At 60.6% G+C, this 18,403-nt stretch carries 19 protein-coding genes and 1 other RNA gene; 4 read left to right on the top strand and 16 right to left on the bottom strand.

The annotated features are described in order from the left end of the window. The first annotated feature begins 3 nt into the window (after nucleotides 1–3). Nucleotides 4–750 (top strand): PspA/IM30 family protein, encoded by a 747-nt coding sequence (locus ACIPUB_RS10040; protein ID WP_407607242.1) that lies wholly within the window; start codon nucleotides 4–6, stop codon nucleotides 748–750. A gap of 303 nt (nucleotides 751–1,053) precedes the next feature. After that, on the top strand, nucleotides 1,054–2,826 hold the full coding sequence (locus tag ACIPUB_RS10035) for a DUF222 domain-containing protein (protein ID WP_407607241.1): 1,773 nt from the start codon (nucleotides 1,054–1,056) through the stop codon (nucleotides 2,824–2,826). 78 nt (nucleotides 2,827–2,904) lie between these two features. Here ACIPUB_RS10035 and ssrA read toward each other — a convergent pair. The 15 genes from ssrA to ACIPUB_RS09960 form a co-directional block, all read right to left on the bottom strand. Then, nucleotides 2,905–3,274, bottom strand: a transfer-messenger RNA (tmRNA) gene (gene ssrA, locus ACIPUB_RS10030). Between the two features lie 157 nt (nucleotides 3,275–3,431). Continuing rightward, nucleotides 3,432–3,914: an SsrA-binding protein SmpB gene (smpB, locus tag ACIPUB_RS10025; protein ID WP_310288261.1), complete on the bottom strand. Its 483-nt coding sequence runs from the start codon at nucleotides 3,912–3,914 to the stop codon at nucleotides 3,432–3,434. Between the two features lie 56 nt (nucleotides 3,915–3,970). Further along, nucleotides 3,971–5,425, bottom strand: a complete 1,455-nt coding sequence (locus ACIPUB_RS10020) for a peptidoglycan DD-metalloendopeptidase family protein (RefSeq protein ID WP_407607240.1) — start codon at nucleotides 5,423–5,425, stop codon at nucleotides 3,971–3,973. Nucleotides 5,426–5,477: 52 nt separating this feature from the next. Further along, nucleotides 5,478–6,392 (bottom strand): permease-like cell division protein FtsX, encoded by a 915-nt coding sequence (ftsX, locus tag ACIPUB_RS10015; protein WP_407607239.1) that lies wholly within the window; start codon nucleotides 6,390–6,392, stop codon nucleotides 5,478–5,480. Next, nucleotides 6,389–7,216: a cell division ATP-binding protein FtsE gene (gene ftsE / locus ACIPUB_RS10010; protein WP_407607238.1), complete on the bottom strand. Its 828-nt coding sequence runs from the start codon at nucleotides 7,214–7,216 to the stop codon at nucleotides 6,389–6,391. Before ftsE ends, ftsX begins: the two co-directional genes overlap by 4 nt. A 292-nt stretch (nucleotides 7,217–7,508) precedes the next feature. After that, a complete protein-coding gene (locus ACIPUB_RS10005; RefSeq protein ID WP_407607237.1) occupies nucleotides 7,509–8,141 on the bottom strand; it encodes a CoA transferase subunit B in 633 nt (210 codons plus the stop codon). Nucleotides 8,142–8,144: 3 nt separating this feature from the next. After that, complete coding sequence (locus ACIPUB_RS10000; protein WP_407607236.1) at nucleotides 8,145–8,951, bottom strand: CoA transferase subunit A; 807 nt, start codon at nucleotides 8,949–8,951, stop codon at nucleotides 8,145–8,147. A gap of 324 nt (nucleotides 8,952–9,275) precedes the next feature. Next, a complete protein-coding gene (gene prfB, locus ACIPUB_RS09995) occupies nucleotides 9,276–10,391 on the bottom strand; it encodes a peptide chain release factor 2 (protein ID WP_264270741.1) in 1,116 nt (371 codons plus the stop codon). A gap of 166 nt (nucleotides 10,392–10,557) precedes the next feature. After that, complete coding sequence (locus ACIPUB_RS09990) at nucleotides 10,558–10,962, bottom strand: hypothetical protein (RefSeq protein WP_264270742.1); 405 nt, start codon at nucleotides 10,960–10,962, stop codon at nucleotides 10,558–10,560. 91 nt (nucleotides 10,963–11,053) lie between these two features. Continuing rightward, a complete protein-coding gene (locus ACIPUB_RS09985) occupies nucleotides 11,054–11,494 on the bottom strand; it encodes a hypothetical protein (RefSeq protein ID WP_407607235.1) in 441 nt (146 codons plus the stop codon). Then, nucleotides 11,487–11,894 carry a TadE family protein gene (locus ACIPUB_RS09980; protein ID WP_407607234.1) on the bottom strand — a complete coding sequence of 136 codons (408 nt, stop codon included), beginning with the start codon at nucleotides 11,892–11,894 and terminating at the stop codon, nucleotides 11,487–11,489. Before ACIPUB_RS09980 ends, ACIPUB_RS09985 begins: the two co-directional genes overlap by 8 nt. Nucleotides 11,895–11,904: 10 nt before the next feature. Beyond that, nucleotides 11,905–12,099, bottom strand: coding sequence for a hypothetical protein (locus tag ACIPUB_RS09975; RefSeq protein WP_407607252.1), 195 nt, complete (start codon nucleotides 12,097–12,099; stop codon nucleotides 11,905–11,907). A 205-nt stretch (nucleotides 12,100–12,304) separates the two neighbouring features. Next, on the bottom strand, nucleotides 12,305–13,246 hold the full coding sequence (locus ACIPUB_RS09970) for a type II secretion system F family protein (protein ID WP_264270745.1): 942 nt from the start codon (nucleotides 13,244–13,246) through the stop codon (nucleotides 12,305–12,307). Then, nucleotides 13,243–14,094 (bottom strand): type II secretion system F family protein, encoded by an 852-nt coding sequence (locus ACIPUB_RS09965; protein WP_407607233.1) that lies wholly within the window; start codon nucleotides 14,092–14,094, stop codon nucleotides 13,243–13,245. The genes ACIPUB_RS09970 and ACIPUB_RS09965 overlap by 4 nt, the downstream gene beginning before the upstream one ends. Next, nucleotides 14,091–14,324 carry a hypothetical protein gene (locus tag ACIPUB_RS09960; RefSeq protein WP_407607232.1) on the bottom strand — a complete coding sequence of 78 codons (234 nt, stop codon included), beginning with the start codon at nucleotides 14,322–14,324 and terminating at the stop codon, nucleotides 14,091–14,093. The genes ACIPUB_RS09965 and ACIPUB_RS09960 overlap by 4 nt, the downstream gene beginning before the upstream one ends. 50 nt (nucleotides 14,325–14,374) lie before the next feature. Here ACIPUB_RS09960 and ACIPUB_RS09955 point away from each other — a divergent pair, with 50 nt between their 5' ends. Further along, the gene (locus ACIPUB_RS09955) at nucleotides 14,375–16,006 is read left to right on the top strand and encodes a recombinase family protein (RefSeq protein ID WP_407607231.1); all 1,632 of its coding nucleotides are present in this window, start codon (nucleotides 14,375–14,377) and stop codon (nucleotides 16,004–16,006) included. 541 nt (nucleotides 16,007–16,547) lie between these two features. On the opposite strand, the gene ACIPUB_RS09950 is transcribed toward ACIPUB_RS09955, so the two are convergent. Further along, entirely contained in the window at nucleotides 16,548–17,129 is a 582-nt protein-coding gene (locus ACIPUB_RS09950; protein ID WP_407607230.1) for a recombinase family protein, read from the bottom strand. Nucleotides 17,130–17,381: 252 nt separating this feature from the next. Here ACIPUB_RS09950 and ACIPUB_RS09945 point away from each other — a divergent pair, with 252 nt between their 5' ends. Beyond that, complete coding sequence (locus tag ACIPUB_RS09945; protein WP_407607229.1) at nucleotides 17,382–17,765, top strand: hypothetical protein; 384 nt, start codon at nucleotides 17,382–17,384, stop codon at nucleotides 17,763–17,765. Nucleotides 17,766–18,403: the final 638 nt, after the last annotated feature.

Raw genomic sequence — 18,403 nt, 5'->3', positions numbered from 1 at the left:
ACCGTGGTAAAGCAGTCTATTTTTGGTCGTGTCGCACAGCTGGCCAAGGCCAATATCAACGCCATGCTCGATTCCGCGGAAGATCCGCAGAAGATGCTCGACCAAATGGTGCGCGACTACACCGACAACATCGCCGAGGCCGAAACCGCCGTGGCGCAGACCATCGGCAACCTGCGCATGATGGAGGAAGACTACACCGAGGATGTCCAGGCCGCCTCGGATTGGGGCAACAAGGCACTGGCCGCCTCCGGCAAGGCCGATGAGTTCCGTTCCGCCGGCGACGGCGCAAATGCCGACAAGTTCGATTCGCTGGCCAAGGTCGCCATCCAGCGCCAGATGCAGTCCGAGTCGGAGGCGAAGTCCGCCGAGCCAACCATCACCTCGCAGCGCGACATCGTTGACAAGCTCAAGTCGGGCCTGGACGCCATGAAGTCCAAGCGCCAGCAGCTCCTTTCCAAGCGCGACGAACTCGTTGCCCGCGCCAAGTCCGCCCAGGCGCAGAACCAGGTGCAGGAAGCCGTGAAGAGCATCGACATCATGGATCCCACCAGCGAAGTCAGCCGCTTCGAGGAAAAGATCCGTCGCGAAGAAGCCCGAGTGCGCGGTGCCGCCGAACTCGCTTCCTCGTCGTTGGACGCCCAGTTCAACTCACTGGAGGACCTGGGCGAGCAGACCGAGATCGAGGCACGTCTGGCGGCGCTGAAGTCACCGAAGTCCGCGCCGTCGATCACCACGGGCGCCGGCGAGTAGCCTTCACCGGCACCACCCGCCATGGCAGCCCGCGCTCTGCCGATTGAGGGGGGCGGACGGCGGCGGAGCGCACCGGCATCGATCCGGTGCCCCGCCGCCGTCCGTCCCCTTTAGGCTGTCCGGGGACGGGAGCCGAGATTCGTTCGGACGCATGAATCCCGCGAACGGGGCAGGGCGCTCCCCCGCACAAGGGAGGGCCCTCTTGAGGTTCTGGAAGCCAACCGCGATGGCTCGCCAGCGGCTTGTCCACAGATTTTCGCTGCCTCTGGAAACGGGGTCGACACATCAGCCATGCTCAATGGCATGCATATCGAGCAATTCGACCAGAACCGGAGGAACGGCCCCGGGCACGGCGGCCACCCTTCCAGGCCCGGCCACGCAGTGGCCGGGGTCGATCGCCTGCGCTCATTGCTCGCCGCGGAGGAATTCTTCGTCGCCACCGCCACCGAACTGGCCATCCAGACCACCTCCCCCACCGAAGCAGCCGCACTGGCGCTGGTCGTGGAACGCGCGGAACGACGCACTGCTTTCATCCAGATCCTCGCGGCACAGGGCGCCCAACGCACCCTCGCCCACGAACTGTCGCTTGACTCACTCGAACAGCTCTCCGCCGCGATCGCCCAACCGGCGGCTCTCGTCGACGGGGGCTTGAAACTACCCGAGGATCCCGCGACGGCACCAACCGGACGCCTGCCCCACAAGGACACAGCCGACCTACTTCAGCATCTATTGGGGGTCGGATTCTTCGAGGTGCGCGACCGCATCAACGCCGCCCCTGCGTTGCTCTCCCACACGGACATCAACGGGATCACGCACCCGGCCCGCTACCCGCAGCTTTCTGCCGACGCGCAGGCTGGACGGATCGACCCCAAGCATGCAATCCAGGCAGCGAAAAAGCTCGACAAGGCCGCACCCATCATCAAGAAGCAAACCGCCCCAGCGCAACTGACCGGCACCATGGAACGTCAGATCCTGGAATCGTTGCGCACCCAGGGGCCGCAGGCAACCGGCAAGTTGATCACTGCCTGGCACCGATCGATGGTTGAAGAGCACCGCGGCGAACCCAGCGCAGAAGAAGTAGGTGCCAAGACCGGAATCTTCCTTACCCGGCGCACCGAGCACTTTTCCTATTTCAGTCTGTGCATGCTCAATCTCGAGGCCGAGGTGTTCCTGGCGCACTTCGCCAACGCGGACAACCCGCGTACCGCAGCCGGCAACAGAGAGCGACTCGCCCAAGCTGCCGCCGATGCTATGAAGAAGGCCAGTGACGATGCCGCTGAACAGCCGGGACGAGACGAAGGACCCAGCATCCCCTCATGGGCTGATCCGGGAACACCCGTGGAAGGACTCCCCCGGACCGCATACACCGACCTGGGGTTGGCGGCCACCCCAGACCACACATTGGATTCATTGGCACAGGGTTCTGCAGCCGGAGCGCCTACAACGGAGAACTGGCAGTCGGGCATTCCCGCAGATGACGGGCTGACGCCTGCACGGCGTCGCCTCCACTCGATCCTCAACGCCCTGAAAAGCATCGGGGGACGCAACGGGAATGGCGACAAAGGCCTGGCCCGGGCAACCTTGGTGGTCCACTGCAGGCTAGAAACCCTCTTAGGTCTGGCGGAACAGGCCGGCGTCACCGCCCACGGGCTCGAAATCAGTCCAGGGGAACTTAGGCGGCTGCTATGCGATGCCGGGGTCCTGCCCATCGTTTTCAACGCCGAGAGCCAAATCCTGGATCTGGGGCGGGAACAACGTTTCGTTCCGGACTATATTCGACAGGCCGTTCTTGCCAGGGACGGCGGCTGCCTGGTTCCGGGTTGCACGGTGCCGCCGGAGCATTGCGAAATCTGCCACATCGATGCGTGGCAGGACGGAGGCGTGACCAGCGCCGAGAATTCTGGTCCGGGCTGCAGTGCCCACCACCATGACTTCCATTCTGGGAAACTTAAATTGGTCCGGGACATCAACGGCTTGCCTGGAGTCATGCTGCCCAAGTACATGGACCCGGAACAGATTCCACGTCGAAATGACCACTGGCAACGTCGACGCATAACCAACCCAACATTGTTTTAAGCAGGTGGGACCCTGAATAGACGATTACTCGTTAACGCAAGAAACGCCCTGCGGATCCAGAGATCCGCAGGGCGTTCATTGTGGAGATGGGGAGAATTGAACTCCCGTCCGATGTGGTGTTGCCAGGTCTTCTCCGGGCGCAGTTTGCGTTGGATTTTCTCTGCCCCAGCCGTCATGCAAACAAGCGGCTGATCCGGGCACAGTTACCTAAATTATGCAGGTCGTTCCGGTAACGAAAACTTCCCGCAGTGGCTATCTAAATGACGTAAGGAACAGGGGCGATAGCATCCCCTGGCTTACGGACTGTCTGGCTGCTTAGGCAGCGAGAGCGAAGTCAGTGCGCTTTGAGTCGGCACTTATTGTTTTGCAAAGAGCGTTTACGAGATAACTTTGCATCCTCGGCCCGCTTCACATGTCGCGACTCACACCGTCGAAACCGATCATCCCCGTATTTTGTTGTCAATGAGCAACTTGCGTTGCCCCAACCACACGGATTAACCGTGCATATCTAGTCTAACGCACAATCGCCTCACGTCTATTCCCTGTTGGACTGCGGCCATCGGAGTGGAGAGAACCGGTGGGTTCCCGACCCGAGGATGCGACAACTACTCACGAGCTCCGCGATTACGTTCCCGCATGGTGCGAAGCGCCTCGCGATTGTCCTGTTTTTCACGCAGGCTTTGGCGTTTGTCGTATTCCTTCTTACCCCGCGCAACGCCAATTTCGATCTTGGCACGCCCGTTCTTGAAATACAGGCTCAGCGGCACGATCGTCAGACCGGATTCATTGATCTTGCGTTCAATTTTCAGCAGCTCTTGGCGGTGCAGGAGCAGCTTGCGTCGCCGCCGGGCTGCATGGTTCGTCCACGAGCCATTGAGGTACTCCGGGATGTAGACATTCTCCACATACAGTTCATTGCGGTAGAACTGGCCAAATCCATCAACCAGCGAAGCCTTGCCCTCACGCAGGGATTTCACTTCAGTCCCGCTGAGCACCATTCCGGCTTCGTAGGTATCGAGAATCTCGAAGTCATGTCTGGCCTTGCGGTTGCTGGCAATAATCCGCTGTTCCGGGTCTTTCTTAGACACGTTGGCAACTCCTCTCCGCGAGTGGTTTCGTCACTTGGCGAGCTTATAGCTTACCGCTAGAGAAGTCCCAATGGGTTTACGGCCGCACCATTAAGAATCGTCTCGAAGTGCATGTGGCAGCCGGTGGAGTTGCCGGTCGTTCCGACGTAGCCGACGAGCTGGCCCTGCTTCACGTTCTCGCCGACGCCGACCACAATCCGCTGCATGTGATGGTAGTTCGTTGCCAGTGCCCGGCCCTTCACCACACCATGGCTGATGGTGACCTTGTTTCCGGAGCTTCCGCCCCAGCCGGCCATCCAAACCTCTCCGTCCGCAGCTGCGTGCACGGGAGAGCCGCATTGTCCGCCGAAGCCCCAGTCGACCCCGGCATGCACGTAACCACCTCGCCCACCGTAGTCGATCGTTCCCGCAGGTGTGGGCCGCCAACCGAAGCCCGAGGTCTGCCGTCCGCCGCTTACCGGCTTGATCAAGCCCCATGAACTTCTTTCCGGCGGAGCCGCTTGCGGAGCGGGTGCAACGTACTTGGGTTTAACGTACGTGTTCTTTTTCTTCTGTCGAGCGGCTTCTTCCCTGGCCTCCTTGGCCCGAGCTGCCTCTTCACGTTCCCATTTCGCTTTGGCCTCAGCCTTGCGCTTGCGCTCAGCCTCGGCAGCCTTGCGCTTGCGCTCGGCTTCCTCACGAATCAGGCGCTCCTGGCGTTCCTTGATTTCCCCGTTGATCCTGACCTGGTCGGCCTCTTCGGCGCGCAGCTTCTGCTGAATGCGCGGACGCTGGGCGAGGAGTTCGGCACTCAGCGCGTCCGTCTGAGAGATGATCCCATCAAGTTCACGTTTCTTGGACTCGGCATCGTCACGGGCGACTTGCTCGCGCGCCAGCGCTGCATCGGCGGCGGACTTGAGGTCGGTAATTTCAGCTTCCACTGCAGCCAGACGCAATTTCGCGTTGGCGTCGGTCGCCGACTGTTCGGACAAGGCATCGAGCGCGGCATTTTGCGACCGCATGGCCTGGTCTGCGAGATCCATGCCCGCGGCCAGATTGCCGTCGGAAGTGGCGTTCATGAGCAGTGAGAGGTCCGAGGAGACTCCGCCCCGCTTATAGGCTTCCGTTGCAATCTGTCCGATGATTTGCTTGGAATCCTCAAGCCTCGCCTTGCCCTCGGCGATTTTCACGTTCAGCTGATCGCGCGTTTCGCGAGCCGCTTGGACCCTCCGGGCGAGATCGGCCGCCTCATCGGCGGCCCTTCGCACCCTGCCCTGTGCATCTGCCAGGGCTTGTTCAGCCCCGGGAAGCTGTGCCTGCAGTCCTCGAAGCTTCGCATCGGTGACCTTGATATCGTCATCGAGGACTTCCAAGTCCTCGGAGAGGTGATCGATGTTCTGTTCAACTTGGCGCTTTTGGTCATCTAGCTCATCCGCGTGGGCACCCACGCCCCCGGAAACCAAGAGGGCGATCGACAATGCGCCCACGGCTCCCGAACGCGCCATACGGCACCATACTGCTTTGGCTAACATAAATGTCCTTTGAGTCCTCGGTGAACTGAATTATTCATAGGTAGGCGGCGCCCTAAACCTTCAAGTAGCGCCGCAAGGTTACCAACGACGATACACCAGCCAAAACCACGCCCAGCAGGATCAACCACGGTGCCACCAGGAAAACTTCGCCGGTGGATATGAAGGCAGTGTCCTTATAGTCGAGCGCAAGCTTCCCGTCGATAAGGAACCTTACCGCCGCCCACAAGACGCCACCGGCCAACAACGCGCCAATCAATGCCGAGATGACGCCTTCCAAAATGAAGGGCAACTGGAGCGAGGATTTCGAGGCCCCCACCAGGCGCATGATGCCAGTTTCGCGGCGACGTAAGTAGGCGGACAGGCGAATCGTTGTTCCAACGAGCAACACCGCGCAAAGGATCATTACGCCGGCAATGCCGATGGCAACGAAAGATGCGATGTTGATGATAGAGAAGATCTTCTCGAGCAACTCCCGCTGGTCGACCACCACGTCGACTCCGTCCATCGAAGAGAAGAGTTCCTTGATGATCTGGTATTTTTCAGGATCAACCAAGGAAACCCGGAACGACTCCGGAAGCTGGTCGGCAGTTACGGTTTCGCTCATGGACGAGTTTTCGAACTGTTCGCGGAAGTGGGTGAGGGCTTGTTCCTTCGATTCGTATTCGAAGCTGTCGACGTATGGCTTCACCGCCGAGGAGCCCAACATCGAATCAATTTCGCCGCGTTGGTCCTCGGTTACCGCACCTTCGGTGCAGTTGGTTCCTTCGTTGTGCTCACCGCACAGATAAATGGCCACCTGGACCTTGTCGTACCAATAGCCCTTCATCTGCGAGATCTGCATCTGCATGAGCGCCGCGGTACCCACGAAGGTCAACGAAATGAAGGTGACCAAGACTACGGAGACCACCATGGAGAGGTTTCGGCGGAGGCCAGCGCCTACTTCGCCGAGAATAAATCCGAGTTTCATGGCGTGTCGTCCTCAGTGTCAAACGGCGCGAAGGCCTGGCTGCGATTCGACGGTTTCTGCCACGTACTGTGATCGGCCTGCCGTAATTCGCGTGTTCCGTCCTGATTGATCACCGGGATCATCGAGGTGTACTCGCCAGAGCTCTCATCGCGCATGATCCTGCCCAAGGAAAGCTCAACGACGCGTCGACGCATGGAATTGACGATTCCATCGTCGTGCGTGGCCATAAGGACCGTTGTGCCGTTTTGGTTGATGCGGTCCAAGACGTTCATGATCCCGACGCTCGTGGCCGGGTCCAAGTTTCCGGTCGGCTCGTCGGCAAGCAAAATTTGCGGCTTGTTGGCAATTGCGCGGGCAATGGCCACACGCTGCTGTTCGCCGCCGGAAAGTTCATCTGGCTGGCGCTTTTCCTTGCCCTCCAGTCCAACGAGCTTCAAGACCTCGGGCACGTGGTCGCGGATTGCACTTCGGCTCTCCCCCACCACCTGCATGGCAAAGGCGACGTTCTCGAAAACGTTCTTCTGCGGTAGAAGACGGAAGTCCTGGAACACGACACCGATGCCGCGACGCAGCTTGGGGACGCGCCAAGAGGGAATGCGTGCAACATTTTGTCCGGCGACATGGACGGAACCGCCGGTGGCGACGATTTCACGCAGGATGAGCCGGAGGAAGGTGGATTTGCCGGAGCCGGAGGCACCAACAAGAAACGCAAAGTCACCACGGTCAATTTCAATGCTTACGTCGTCGAGGCCAGGGCGCGCATTCTCCGAACCAAGGCGCGACTTTTGGTCATAGACCATCGTGACGTTTTCGAATCTAATCATCGCAGCTCTGCCCGCGGGATCGCCGGCGCATGATCCAGGCACGGGACTTTGTTGAAGGAAGTTGCAAAGCCAGCTCTTGCACTCTATCCGTCCCGGCGGCACACGGTCGGTACAAAAGGCGGGTGTGTCACGAAACTGTGAGTCAGGTGAACGCACCCTGCGTGACCGATTCCCGGCTCACTGCATTCCCCTCCAGTCAGCGATCCACATGGGACCATCTTCCGCCCGGGCCACGGCGCAACCATCGATTGGCCTCGGGTTTTTCCGACCGGCCAACGCCCGGTTAGGCCTCCTACGGCAGCGCCAACGGGGCGTCCGTTGCGGCCCTGATCTGTTCGGGAGTGACACCGGGGGCGCATTCGACCAGCTGCAGGCCGCCGGCTGTGACGTCTATTACGGCGAGATCCGTGATGATGCGTTGCACCACCGCACGGCCCGTGAGCGGCAAGGTGCATTCCCTGAGAATCTTCGCGCTACCGTCCTTTGCCACATGCTCCATCAGGATGATGACGCGCTTGGCTCCCTGGACCAAATCCATGGCACCGCCCGGGCCTTTGACCATCTTGCCGGGGATCATCCAGTTGGCAAGGTCTCCGCCGGCAGACACCTGCATTGCACCGAGGATCGCTGCATCGATCTTCCCGCCGCGGATCATCGCGAAGCTCGTGGAGGAATCGAAGTAGCTGGCGCCCGGAAGCACCGTCACCGTTTCCTTCCCCGCATTGATCAGATCGGGATCGACATCGGCTTCCGAGGGGTATGGGCCGACCCCAAGGATCCCGTTCTCCGATTGGAGCACCAACGTGCGGTCCGCGGGAACATAGTTCGGCACCAGCGTGGGCATGCCGATGCCGAGATTGACATAGGCACCGTCGGGCAGTTCAAGCGCCGCACGGGCCGCCATTTCATTGCGTGACCAAGGCATTGGCTAGCCCTCCTTTGCAAATGGTGTGTCGTTGGACGCGGCACCGGCCGACTGGACCGTCAGCTTTTCAATCGGTTTTTCAACATCGGGCCCCACCTCCACCACGCGGTGCACAAAAACCCCGGGCAAATGGATCGCATCGGGATCAAGCTCGCCGGGCTCCACCAAGTGCTCAACCTGGGCAATGCAGATCCTGCCCGCCATAGCGGCCACGGGAGAAAATTGCCGCGCAGCCTTGTTGAACACCAGGTTCCCATGGCGATCTCCGTATGCGGCGTGGACCAGGGCGTAGTCGGTAACGATGGCTTCCTCCAACACGAAGGTCCCCGGCTCGCCGCCGGGCGCGAAGTTACGCTGGTCCTTCGGCTCGGAAGCCTGGACGATCGCGCCGTCGGGACCGTAGCGCTGGGGCAGTCCTCCATCGGCCACCTGGGTGCCTACGCCGGTGCGCGTGTAGAAGGCAGCGATGCCAGCACCGCCGGCACGCAGCTTCTCGGCAAGCGTTCCCTGCGGGGTCAACTCCAGCTCCAATTCGCCGCTGAGATAACGGCGCGCAAATTCCTTGTTTTCGCCGACGTATGAAGACGTCATCTTCGAGATCCTCCCGGAACGCAGCAGGAGCCCCAGCCCGTGGTCGTCGGTTCCACAATTGTTCGAGACGACCTTCAGGTCGCCGACCCCGGTCTCTAGCAGCGCCTGGATCAGTACATTGGGGTTGCCCGAAAGCCCAAAACCGCCCACGGCGATGGACGCCGACTCCGGAATGTCCGCCACCGCTGCGTCTGCTGATTCGTAGGTCTTGTCTAGCATTCCTGCACTCCTGGGATTGCGGGTGGACGGTGCGGCTAGACCGCGGGTCTGTCTGCACCAGGCTTATCGCGTGGAGGAATTGGTCCCCGGCTTGCGACTACCCTGTAGCCACATCGTAGGACGTCCACTGGCGAAATTCACCCATCCGGACGCAATCGTTCCAGCAACGTGTTCTTGGACCGATGTGCCTTGCGCCGTTGCAGGAGGTATTCCAAACGAACAAGGAGGCCCCTCAGGCACGCGATGAACGTGCCCGAGGAACCTCCCTTGTCTTCGTCCGCTGTGCGGCTCGGCGCCGGGCCGGTGTTCGGCCGGAGTGAATGCCTAGGACTGTGGACGGCGCTGTGCCGCCCGCCAACGGATCCCGGCGTCGATGAAGTCATCAAGCTCGCCGTCGAACACGGCGGAAGTGTTTCCGACCTCGTGTTCGGTGCGCAGGTCCTTGACCATTTGGTAGGGGTTGAGCACGTAGGAACGCATCTGGTCGCCCCACGAGGCTTTGACGTCGCCGGCCATCTGCTTCTTTTGTGCGTCCTGCTCGGCCTTTTTCACCAGCAGCAATCGCGACTGCAGCACGCGCAGGGCCGCCGCACGGTTTTGGATCTGCGACTTTTCGTTCTGCATAGACACCACAATGCCAGTGGGGATGTGCGTCATGCGCACGGCCGAGTCGGTGGTGTTCACTGACTGTCCACCCGGACCCGAGGAACGATATACGTCGACGCGGATCTCGTTTTCCGGGATCTCGATGGAATCGTTTTGCTCAATCAGGGGTATGACCTCAACAGCGGCAAATGACGTCTGGCGTCGGCCCTGGTTGTCGAAGGGCGAGATGCGCACCAGGCGATGGGTTCCGGCCTCAACCGAGAGCGTGCCAAACGCGTAGGGCGCGTTGATTTCGAAGGTGGCGGATTTCAAGCCAGCCTCTTCGGCGTAGGAAGTGTCCATGACCCGCGTAGAGTAGCCGTGCTTTTCGGCCCAGCGCATGTACATCCGCATCAGCATTTCTGCGAAATCGGCGGCATCCACGCCTCCGGCACCGGCACGAATTGTCACAACCGCCTCGCGTGCGTCGAATTCACCGGAGAGCAGCGTCACTACTTCCAGGTTCTCCAATGCCTTGCGCACCGACTTTAGCTCGGTTTCCGCTTCCTGCAAGGTATCGGCGTCAGCCTCCATCTCGGCGAGTTCCACCAGCACTTCCAAGTCGTCGATGCGGGTGCGGATGCTCGTCAGACGCTCAAGCTCAGACTGGCGGTGCGAGAGCTTGGACGTGACCACCTGCGCCGCGGCCGGGTTGTCCCAGAGATCGGGAACACCCGCTTCCTCGGAGAGCATCGCGATGTCGGCGCGGATGCGCGGCACATCGGAGACCTCTTCGATGGAGGCGTAGGTGGAACGCAGTGATTTGATTTCGGCAGAAAAGTCAGTTGAAGCCATGGTAGTTTCCAGCCTACGACATATAAGGCGCCACAATTTGCTTCGGGGCTTGGTTAAGACAGATGGATCCCCACCAGTGATCCGGGATGGACGCCGTGGTCCAGTCAACGGCGAGGGCGGATCCACCCGTTCCCACTGGCAGCCTTGGCCAGGTGCATTCCGGTTTTCAACGTGAGAGCAGCGTGCGGGCGTGGGATTCGACATGGATAGACACCCCGCGCGGGACCACCCAGCCGATAATCGGGGGATGCACCACTGCGCCCAGGCGCACGTGCGCCGTAACTCCGTCGGGTTCCACGCCGGCGCTGACGATTCGCAGGTTCGAAAAACCTGCCCGGGCGTCAATGTCCGCAAGGTATTTTTCCGCTGCATTTCGGACCTCGGACGGCTGCAACCGAAGCGAGGCGATCTCTCCGCCGCCTGCCGAGAGCTCAAAGTTGTCGGCAGCCGCGGCGACAGCCCCGTCTGCCACCGACAGGAGCTTGTGTGCCTGCACGTTTACAGCCGTGGCCGCAAGCACCACGCTAATGGCCAGCAGCGAGATGGCGACCATGCCGATGATCAAAATCATCGACTGCCCGCTTTCCGCTCTGGACGGGGAAGTTGACCGGGTGGCGGGCATTGTTGCGGTGTCAATGACGCGTCCAGCGGCCCCGCCGCGGCTACCCATATCGATCGACCCGCTGGGTGGCTTTGGATCCCACGTTGCCCGTGCGCCAGTTCCAGCCTTCGGGAAGCATCGGCAGGACGGTCTCGACCGACACATTGATTGTCACGGTGCTTCCGGGTGAGAGACATGTCCCCTGGCAGCTGTAATTGAAATTGGTGCGTCCAGGCCCGATCTCCATGTTGGCGGCTGCCCGTTGAACGGCATCCGCCGCCCGGGCACGTCCCTGGCCCTCACTTTGCGCCGTGACGAAGACCTTCGCGGCGTGGTCAGCCGCGCCGACCGCAGCGTAGCTTGCCGCTTGGACCTGTGCGGCGCCCACCACGAGGTACACCAGCGGCACCAGAAGCAATACGACCAGGAAGATGAATTCGATGATGGAGGAACCACTCTGAGGCCCGGGTGCCTCGCGACGGTCCTGCGGCGGGCTAGCCATATCGCACCGACTCTCCGTGCACCACGAACTCACCTGCGAACGGGATCATGCCGACGAGTGGAATTCCCGCCCGGACGGTGATCCGCACGCCGGGAGTTCCCCCGATGCTGATGGCATTGGCTTGCACATTGGAAGCAAAGCGATCGCTCAGTGCTCCGCGGATGATGTCCTGCGTGCGACCCACACCGTCACCGGGACCGCGGTCTGCCAACGTGCCATATCGGGCCCCGGCCGCTGCGGCATCCATCAAGGTATTCCTGACGTGAAGCGCAAGAGTGAGCTGCAGGATGGCCAGAAACACGGCGATGAGCAGCGCGGAGACCATCACAAATTCGGCAACGGCCGATCCGCGCTGGTTGCCCCGTATTTCCTTCATCGAGGGCACGGCGAACCCTGGCATGCCCGTCCCTCTAGCCCAGGCCCGAAACCCGGTTGATCGCCTGGTTGAACAGCTCTTCCAGCCGGGGACCGGCGATAGCCAGCAGCGCTGCAACCAACAACGCGCTCATCAAGGTGATCATCACCCATCCGGGCACGTCGCCACGTTCATTGCGCTTTACGCGATCGGCCATCTCCAAGGCACGGGTACCTGCCCACATGCCCATGCCGAACATCAACAATCCAAACTGCCGTGCGATCCTCATGTCATTTCTCCTTGCCGGTTTGTTCCCGCGCCGTCCGCCGGCGCGAGTGCTTGGTGCTGCTAGCCATGAATTTGGTGCCGCTCCGTACCTGCCGAGTTCCCGCGACAGTCGGACACCTTGGGATCCCGTCCGGGTTCCGCTGCTTGCCCTGCTTCTGCACCTTTCCTTAGTAGTTCATGTCGATCAGCGAAAGTCCCGGATACACCGCGAAAACGATGGTCAGGGGCAGTATGCCGAAAACTATCGGTACCATCATGCCGATTTCCTTTTTGCCCGCGGTCTCCATCAGCTCCCGCTTGGCAGCGTCACGCACGTCTTGGGCCTGCGCCCGCATGACCGCGGCGATGGGTGTCCCGCGCTCACTTGCCACGATGATCGCGTCGACGAAACGCGTCATTGCCGTGAGCTGAATGCGGTCGGACATGTCAGACAGGGCACCTGCCAGTGTCGCGCCGGCGCGGACATGGGCAAGGGTGAGGGAAAATTCCTCGCTGAGTGCACCTCTGGATGTGCGCGCCACCCGTTCAATCGAGCCCACGGTACTTTCCCCCGCGGCGACGGCCAGCGCCATGAGCTCGGCGATCGTGGGGAATTGGTTCAGGATTCGCTTGCTGCGGCGTGTGGTCTGCTCCCCGAGGTACCAGTCGCGCAGAAGGTAGCCACCCACCGCACAAAAGACGAGGACCACCAGTGCCAGCATCGGGTTGAAGCGACCGGCCACAATGTTCAGGCCGATCAGGGCGGCCCCGAGCAACGTCAACCCGGCGGACCACAGAAGCTGTTGGGCGCGAAAATCCAGCACGCCGATCCGCAGCCCTGCACGCGCCAGTCGCCGTGCCAGGGCCTCGTTGCTCGGATTCAGCCGCTGCGACATCCGTGCCACATCGGCCAGGACCGGACCCACGATGCGCCCGAGCGGCCCAAAGGGGGTTTGCGCGGCGAGCGGTTCGACGAGGATTCGTGAACCGCTCCTGCCGGCGCGAAGGTGGGGAGCCAGACGCTGGGAGAAAGTCACGGGGCGCATCGCCGGGATCCGGACCAGCACGAGCCATAGTCCGCTGCCCAGACACAGACCCAACACCAATGCCAGGATCGTTGTGGTGCTCATCGAAACACCCGTTCTTCCTCGGGCAGGCGTCCGATGCGCATCATCGCCCGGTAGCAAAGGAAGGACACTGCCAGGCCGCCGACGAGCACCAGCATCCCGGTGACCGTGGAGTACGCGTAGACCGCCGCCGGCTGCCCGGCCAACAGCAACAGGATGACCCACGGGGCGGCGATGGCAAGCCGGGCAGCCGACACCGTCCAGGACTGCCGGGCCTCGAGCTCTCCGCGAGTCCGGGCAGCATCGCGCAGGAAGGAGCTGAGGGTGCCGAGCATCTCTCCCAGGTCCGTGCCTCCGACTTCGCGGGTGATGCGAAGGGCCTCTACGATCTTGTCGGCGACCGGATCGGCCAAGCGTGCAGCGAGGCGTTCGAGCGAATCGTTGAAGCGTGCCGTCGCCCGGTAGTCCAGGCCGAATTCTGTGAATGCCGGACGCAGCGCCTCGGGCCCCTGTTGCCCCAGCTGGGTGAGCGCCTCAGGCAGCGACATCCCGGCTCTGATTGCCGATCGCAGGTGGTCGACAACGTCAGGCCACTGTTCCCGGAGATTCGCGGCGCGCTTGGTGGCCTGGTGCGCCACGAGCACCCACGGGGCGCCCGCGCCGAACCCGGCAAAGGTCAGGGCGATCAGCGGCGCTCCGGTCAGGATGAGAACCACCAGTCCGACGATGACCCCGGCGGTGATCGAAGCGGTGATGAACCCGCCCCGGGTCACCTTGTCCAGCCCGGCATGCAGCAGCAGGGTTTCGATATGTCCATTGCCGGCCCGCGATCCCGTTCCCGCCACAGAGGTGAAAGAGCGATAAACCAGCAGCAACCCGAAGCCGAGGGTGAGTCCCAGGAACACGCTCACGCCACCAGCCTCCCCAGTTCCGCGACGTCGATGCCGGCGTCAAGCAATTTCGGGTGTGCCAGGTCCGCTGCGGGTTGCAGTTCCAGCACCCCATCAATGTGCTCGAACAGCGTCGTTGTTTCGATCGCACCATTTTCCACGCGCCGGCCCAGCGCCATGATCTCCCCCACGAAGCGTTTTCCCGCCGAGTCGCGCCGGCAATGCACCACCAGGTCGATGCAGGCCGCCACCGTCGGGATGCCGAGTATTGCTTGAGGGCGATGTTACCTAGACTGACCCTATGTACAAGAAAGCTTTCATCTACTGCCGTATTAGTCAAGACCGCACCGGCGCGGGTTTGGGCGTGGCGCGTCAAGAGGAAGATTGCCGCGCGTTGGCCGGCGATCTGGGGGTTGAGGTGGCTCACGTCTTCGTTGACAACGACCTGAGCGCTTCGAGTGGGAAGGCGCGCCCGGGCTATGAAGCCATGTTGTCACGGCTGGCTGAAGTGGACGTGATTTTGTGCTGGCACAATGACCGTCTCACGCGTCGGATGAACGAGCTTGAACGGTTCATCGAAGCTTTGGAAGTTAATTCCGTGACCGTTCATTCTGTCACCTCGGGTCAGTTTGATTTGGCCACGCCTTCGGGGCGTATGGTTGCGCGCATCATGGGCACCGTCGCCCAAAAGGAAACCGAACAAATGGCCGATCGCATGACGCGTAAGCGTGTGGAGCTGGCCGCTAAGTCGCGTTACATGGGTGGGCCGCGCCCATTCGGATGGAATCCTAAAGGCTCTGATTGGGCTTTGAACGAGGATGAAGCCGCGCTGATAGCGCAGGCGTCGCATGATGTTTTGGAGGGGCGTTCCCTGCGTTCGATCACTAATGAGTGGAGCAACCCTGAGCGCCCGGGCGGCGTGGTGTTGTCAACTTTTGGTAAGCCGTGGATTCCTGAGACGTTGAAACGCGCGCTGATGCGTCCGCGTAACGCTGGCCTGTTCGTTTACAAGGATCAGATCATGAGCCGCGATGTGGTGCCGCCGATCGTTTCTGAGGAAGTATGGCGCGCGGTGTGTGCCGTGCTCACCAATCCGAACCGGCGCACGAGTAAGAACTCTGTGACCCGGCATTTATTGTCCGGCATTGCTCAGTGTCCGTGTGGTGCTGCCATGCAGGCGGGGAAAGTGAAGGACGGAAAGAATCCGGAGACGCCTAAGGCACTGATCTACAAATGCCGGGACATTGGCAAGGGCGGCGTTCCGCACGTGTCTAAGCGCATGGCGCGCGTGGATGAAATGGCCGAAGTCTGGGTGTGGCGGCTATTCATGAATGGGGCCAGTGGGGAATCTGATTCCCCAGAGCTTCGGGCGCGTGTTGTCGAGCTGAAAGCTGAGTTGGCGAACCTTGCCACTCGTGAAGCTGAAGCGGGGCAGGCTTTGGCCAGTGGCGTGATGACGTTCCAACAGTTGACGGCGTTCAATGAGTCGATCAAGGCTAAGCGCATCGAGTTGGAGACGGCTCTGAGCGCACTGGGAACGCATGTTGTGCGTGCGGGAATGATGACCGACTCAGCGGAGACGAGACAGGTTGCCGATGACCGTTTTAGGGAGTGGTTGAAGCTGTCGATTGATGACCGCCGCAATTTCATCAAGGCAAACTTTCATGTGGTGCTGTTGCCGGGGCGCGGTGGCCGCTACTTCAACCCTGAGACGGTTAGCTTTGTGCCGCGTTCGCCTGGCGATCTAGGGTCAATGTTTGATGCTCAGCAGTTGGCAACGTTGGAGCGTATGCCGTTTGCCGAGTCCCCCGCTCTTGGCCTAGACATTTTGAATCGGTGGCGGCTCAATCGGGAGGGCGGCGGCTTTGATCGTGGGCGAGCATCGGCGCACGTGTCGGCGGCGATGGTGCGCGCCGCTGAGACATCCGACTAGAGGCATCGCCGTAACAATGGCGTTGGTTAGTCTAGCCCTCGCATGACATGCCAAGCCGTTTGCCTGGCCATGTCAACCCGGGGCGAGACAATGATTCGCGGTCCAATGCGTTCGGCATAGGGTGGTGCTCGTTCGTTTCGTTGTCGGCGAGAGCATGGCGCTGACCTGTGTTTGAGAGCTGGAAATTGTGACGGTGAACCTTGATGGGCTGATTGGATTGATCGGCCAAGTTTTGGATGTGCCAGCGGCTAACGGGGCACGGATTGTGGGGGCGCTGTCGGCAGTCACTTACTACGATGAGACGCCGGAGGTTGAACTACATGTTGGCGGGCATAGTGTGGTGTTGATGCCGGGGCACCGTGTGCAGGTGAACGGTTCGCGTCGGGTGTATACGCTCGCCTAAGCGCCTTGCCCGGGCTCAGTGTCCAGTTCTTGAGCGCACGCTCATCAGACCGTTACGCGCGGCCAGAGCACGTTGTGTGCAGGACGCAGAAGAACCCCCAAACCTTCATTGATTTGGGGGTTCTGGGCTTGGCCGGGGTTATGCGCTGAGGGCGTTCATGCGCCGGTAGAGGGTGGCGCGGCTGATCCCCATTTCTCGTGCGACTTTGGCAGCTGGCTTGCCAGTGTCGATAAGCGTCATAGCGTTTCGGATGGTTGCATCACCGATGGTTTCCCGTCGCCCGCCAAGGTCGCCGCCTTTGGCCTTACGCTTGGCAACGCTATCTTGGATGCGCTCAGTCTTGATATCGAGTTCCATTTGGGCGAGGGCGACCATGACGGTAAACATCATTGCTCCCATTGGGCTACTGGTGTCTACGTCGCCGCCGCCAAGGTTGAGGATGCGCAGGTTTACGCCGTTGGCCTTCAGCTCTTCAGCGAGTGCCAGCATGTGCTGGGTGGAGCGTCCAAGGCGGTCTAGCGTGGCAACTACTAGCGTGTCCCCGGGGTGGAGTGCCTCGCGTGCGGCGTCGAGCATCGGGCGCTTGTCACGTGCCCCGCTTACGCCGTGGTCAATGTAGAGGTCATCCCTGCGTACGCCCGCGCTGAGTAGGTCGGTTTCCTGGCGGTCCGTGTCCTGCGATTTGGTGGAGACACGGGCGTATCCGATTAGCTTTGTCATGGTCTTAGAGTCCGTTCTCGCTGGCCCAATGGATGATTGCGGGGTTCCTCAGAAAGTGTCTCGCAACTCAGGTTGATATCTAAAAACGTAACAGCTAGTTGCAAGACAAGCAAACGAGACACTATGAGTGCCGGAATCATGCGGGTTCGATGGTGTCTCGCTGAGGTGTCTTTCATCTTTTCAGTTGCAAGACATACCCCATGTGAGTCGTCCACGTCCTCACGACCGTCCCCATCCTCCTAGAATCAGTCAATGAGCGAACGTCAAGAACAACGCCATCGAACCAATATCGAGCGAATAGCTAAGCAAGAAAAAATGGCTTCCGCGCGAGCGCAGCGTGACGAGAGACGGGAGAGGACAAAGCAAAGACGCTTGGATGAAGAAGCGCGCCTACTGGCTGAAACGAGCGCAGGATACGCCGCTGAGACTGCTCTTCACGCTTCTCAGCAAACGGCACTACTTGCCGCCATGCGCACGCTAAGTGAAGACTTGGCGAGCGAGCGGCGTCGCTCTGCGGCGCGCGAAGACATTCAGCAGAGGTTCAATAAGCGCATGTCATGGGCAGCTGTTCTGTTGGCAGGGGCAGCCGTCGTCGTGCCCTTCGCCATTCTGTTGATCGAACAGACAGCACGTTAGGTCGGCCGGCCAAGCAAATCTATTCGTGTAGGCAATTGTTGAAGTGGCTCACTGAAACATTGCTAGATTGACAGCATGATGACTGCTCACGAAAAGGTAGCTACTGCAATCAGTGATTACGCGACTTTATCAATATCGGTTTGCGCTCTCCTTTTTACCGTGGGTTCCTTCTGGTGGATTCATGCACGTAAGGGAAAGATGCTCATGTTGCCCGTGGATACCTTCGGGGGTTACGTCGGCCAACGGGGAATCACCCTTCGACTCCCGATCTTGATCCGGAACACGGGCGCTAAACCTCGTATCGTTCGACTCCTGCGGTTGGTGGCCGTGGATGGGAACTTAGTCCCACTGACCTTAGAAGCTCAAACTTTTAGTAGGTCGCTAAACCCTAGGTCAGGCGCCGATGACACTAAGGACATGGTTCACGCGTATGTCGTTGAAGGGCGCGGCGTTGACTCACGATTCATAGCTTTTCAATCTTCCGATCTTCCTCGTCTCGCTCCCGGGGCACCCATCAACTTCCGCGTTGAAGGAAAACTAGATACTCAGGAAAAATGGTTGACTCTCGGACACACCAAAGTCCATGTAGGAATAATGACAGGTAGTTACATAACGTGGAGCAACCATCAAGGACACTG

This window comes from Paeniglutamicibacter sp. ORCA_105, assembly GCF_045798545.1.
GTDB classification, from domain to species: domain Bacteria; phylum Actinomycetota; class Actinomycetes; order Actinomycetales; family Micrococcaceae; genus Paeniglutamicibacter; species Paeniglutamicibacter sulfureus.
The sequence above is the reverse complement of the archived record's forward strand: the minus strand, read 5'-3'. Positions and strand labels throughout refer to the sequence as shown.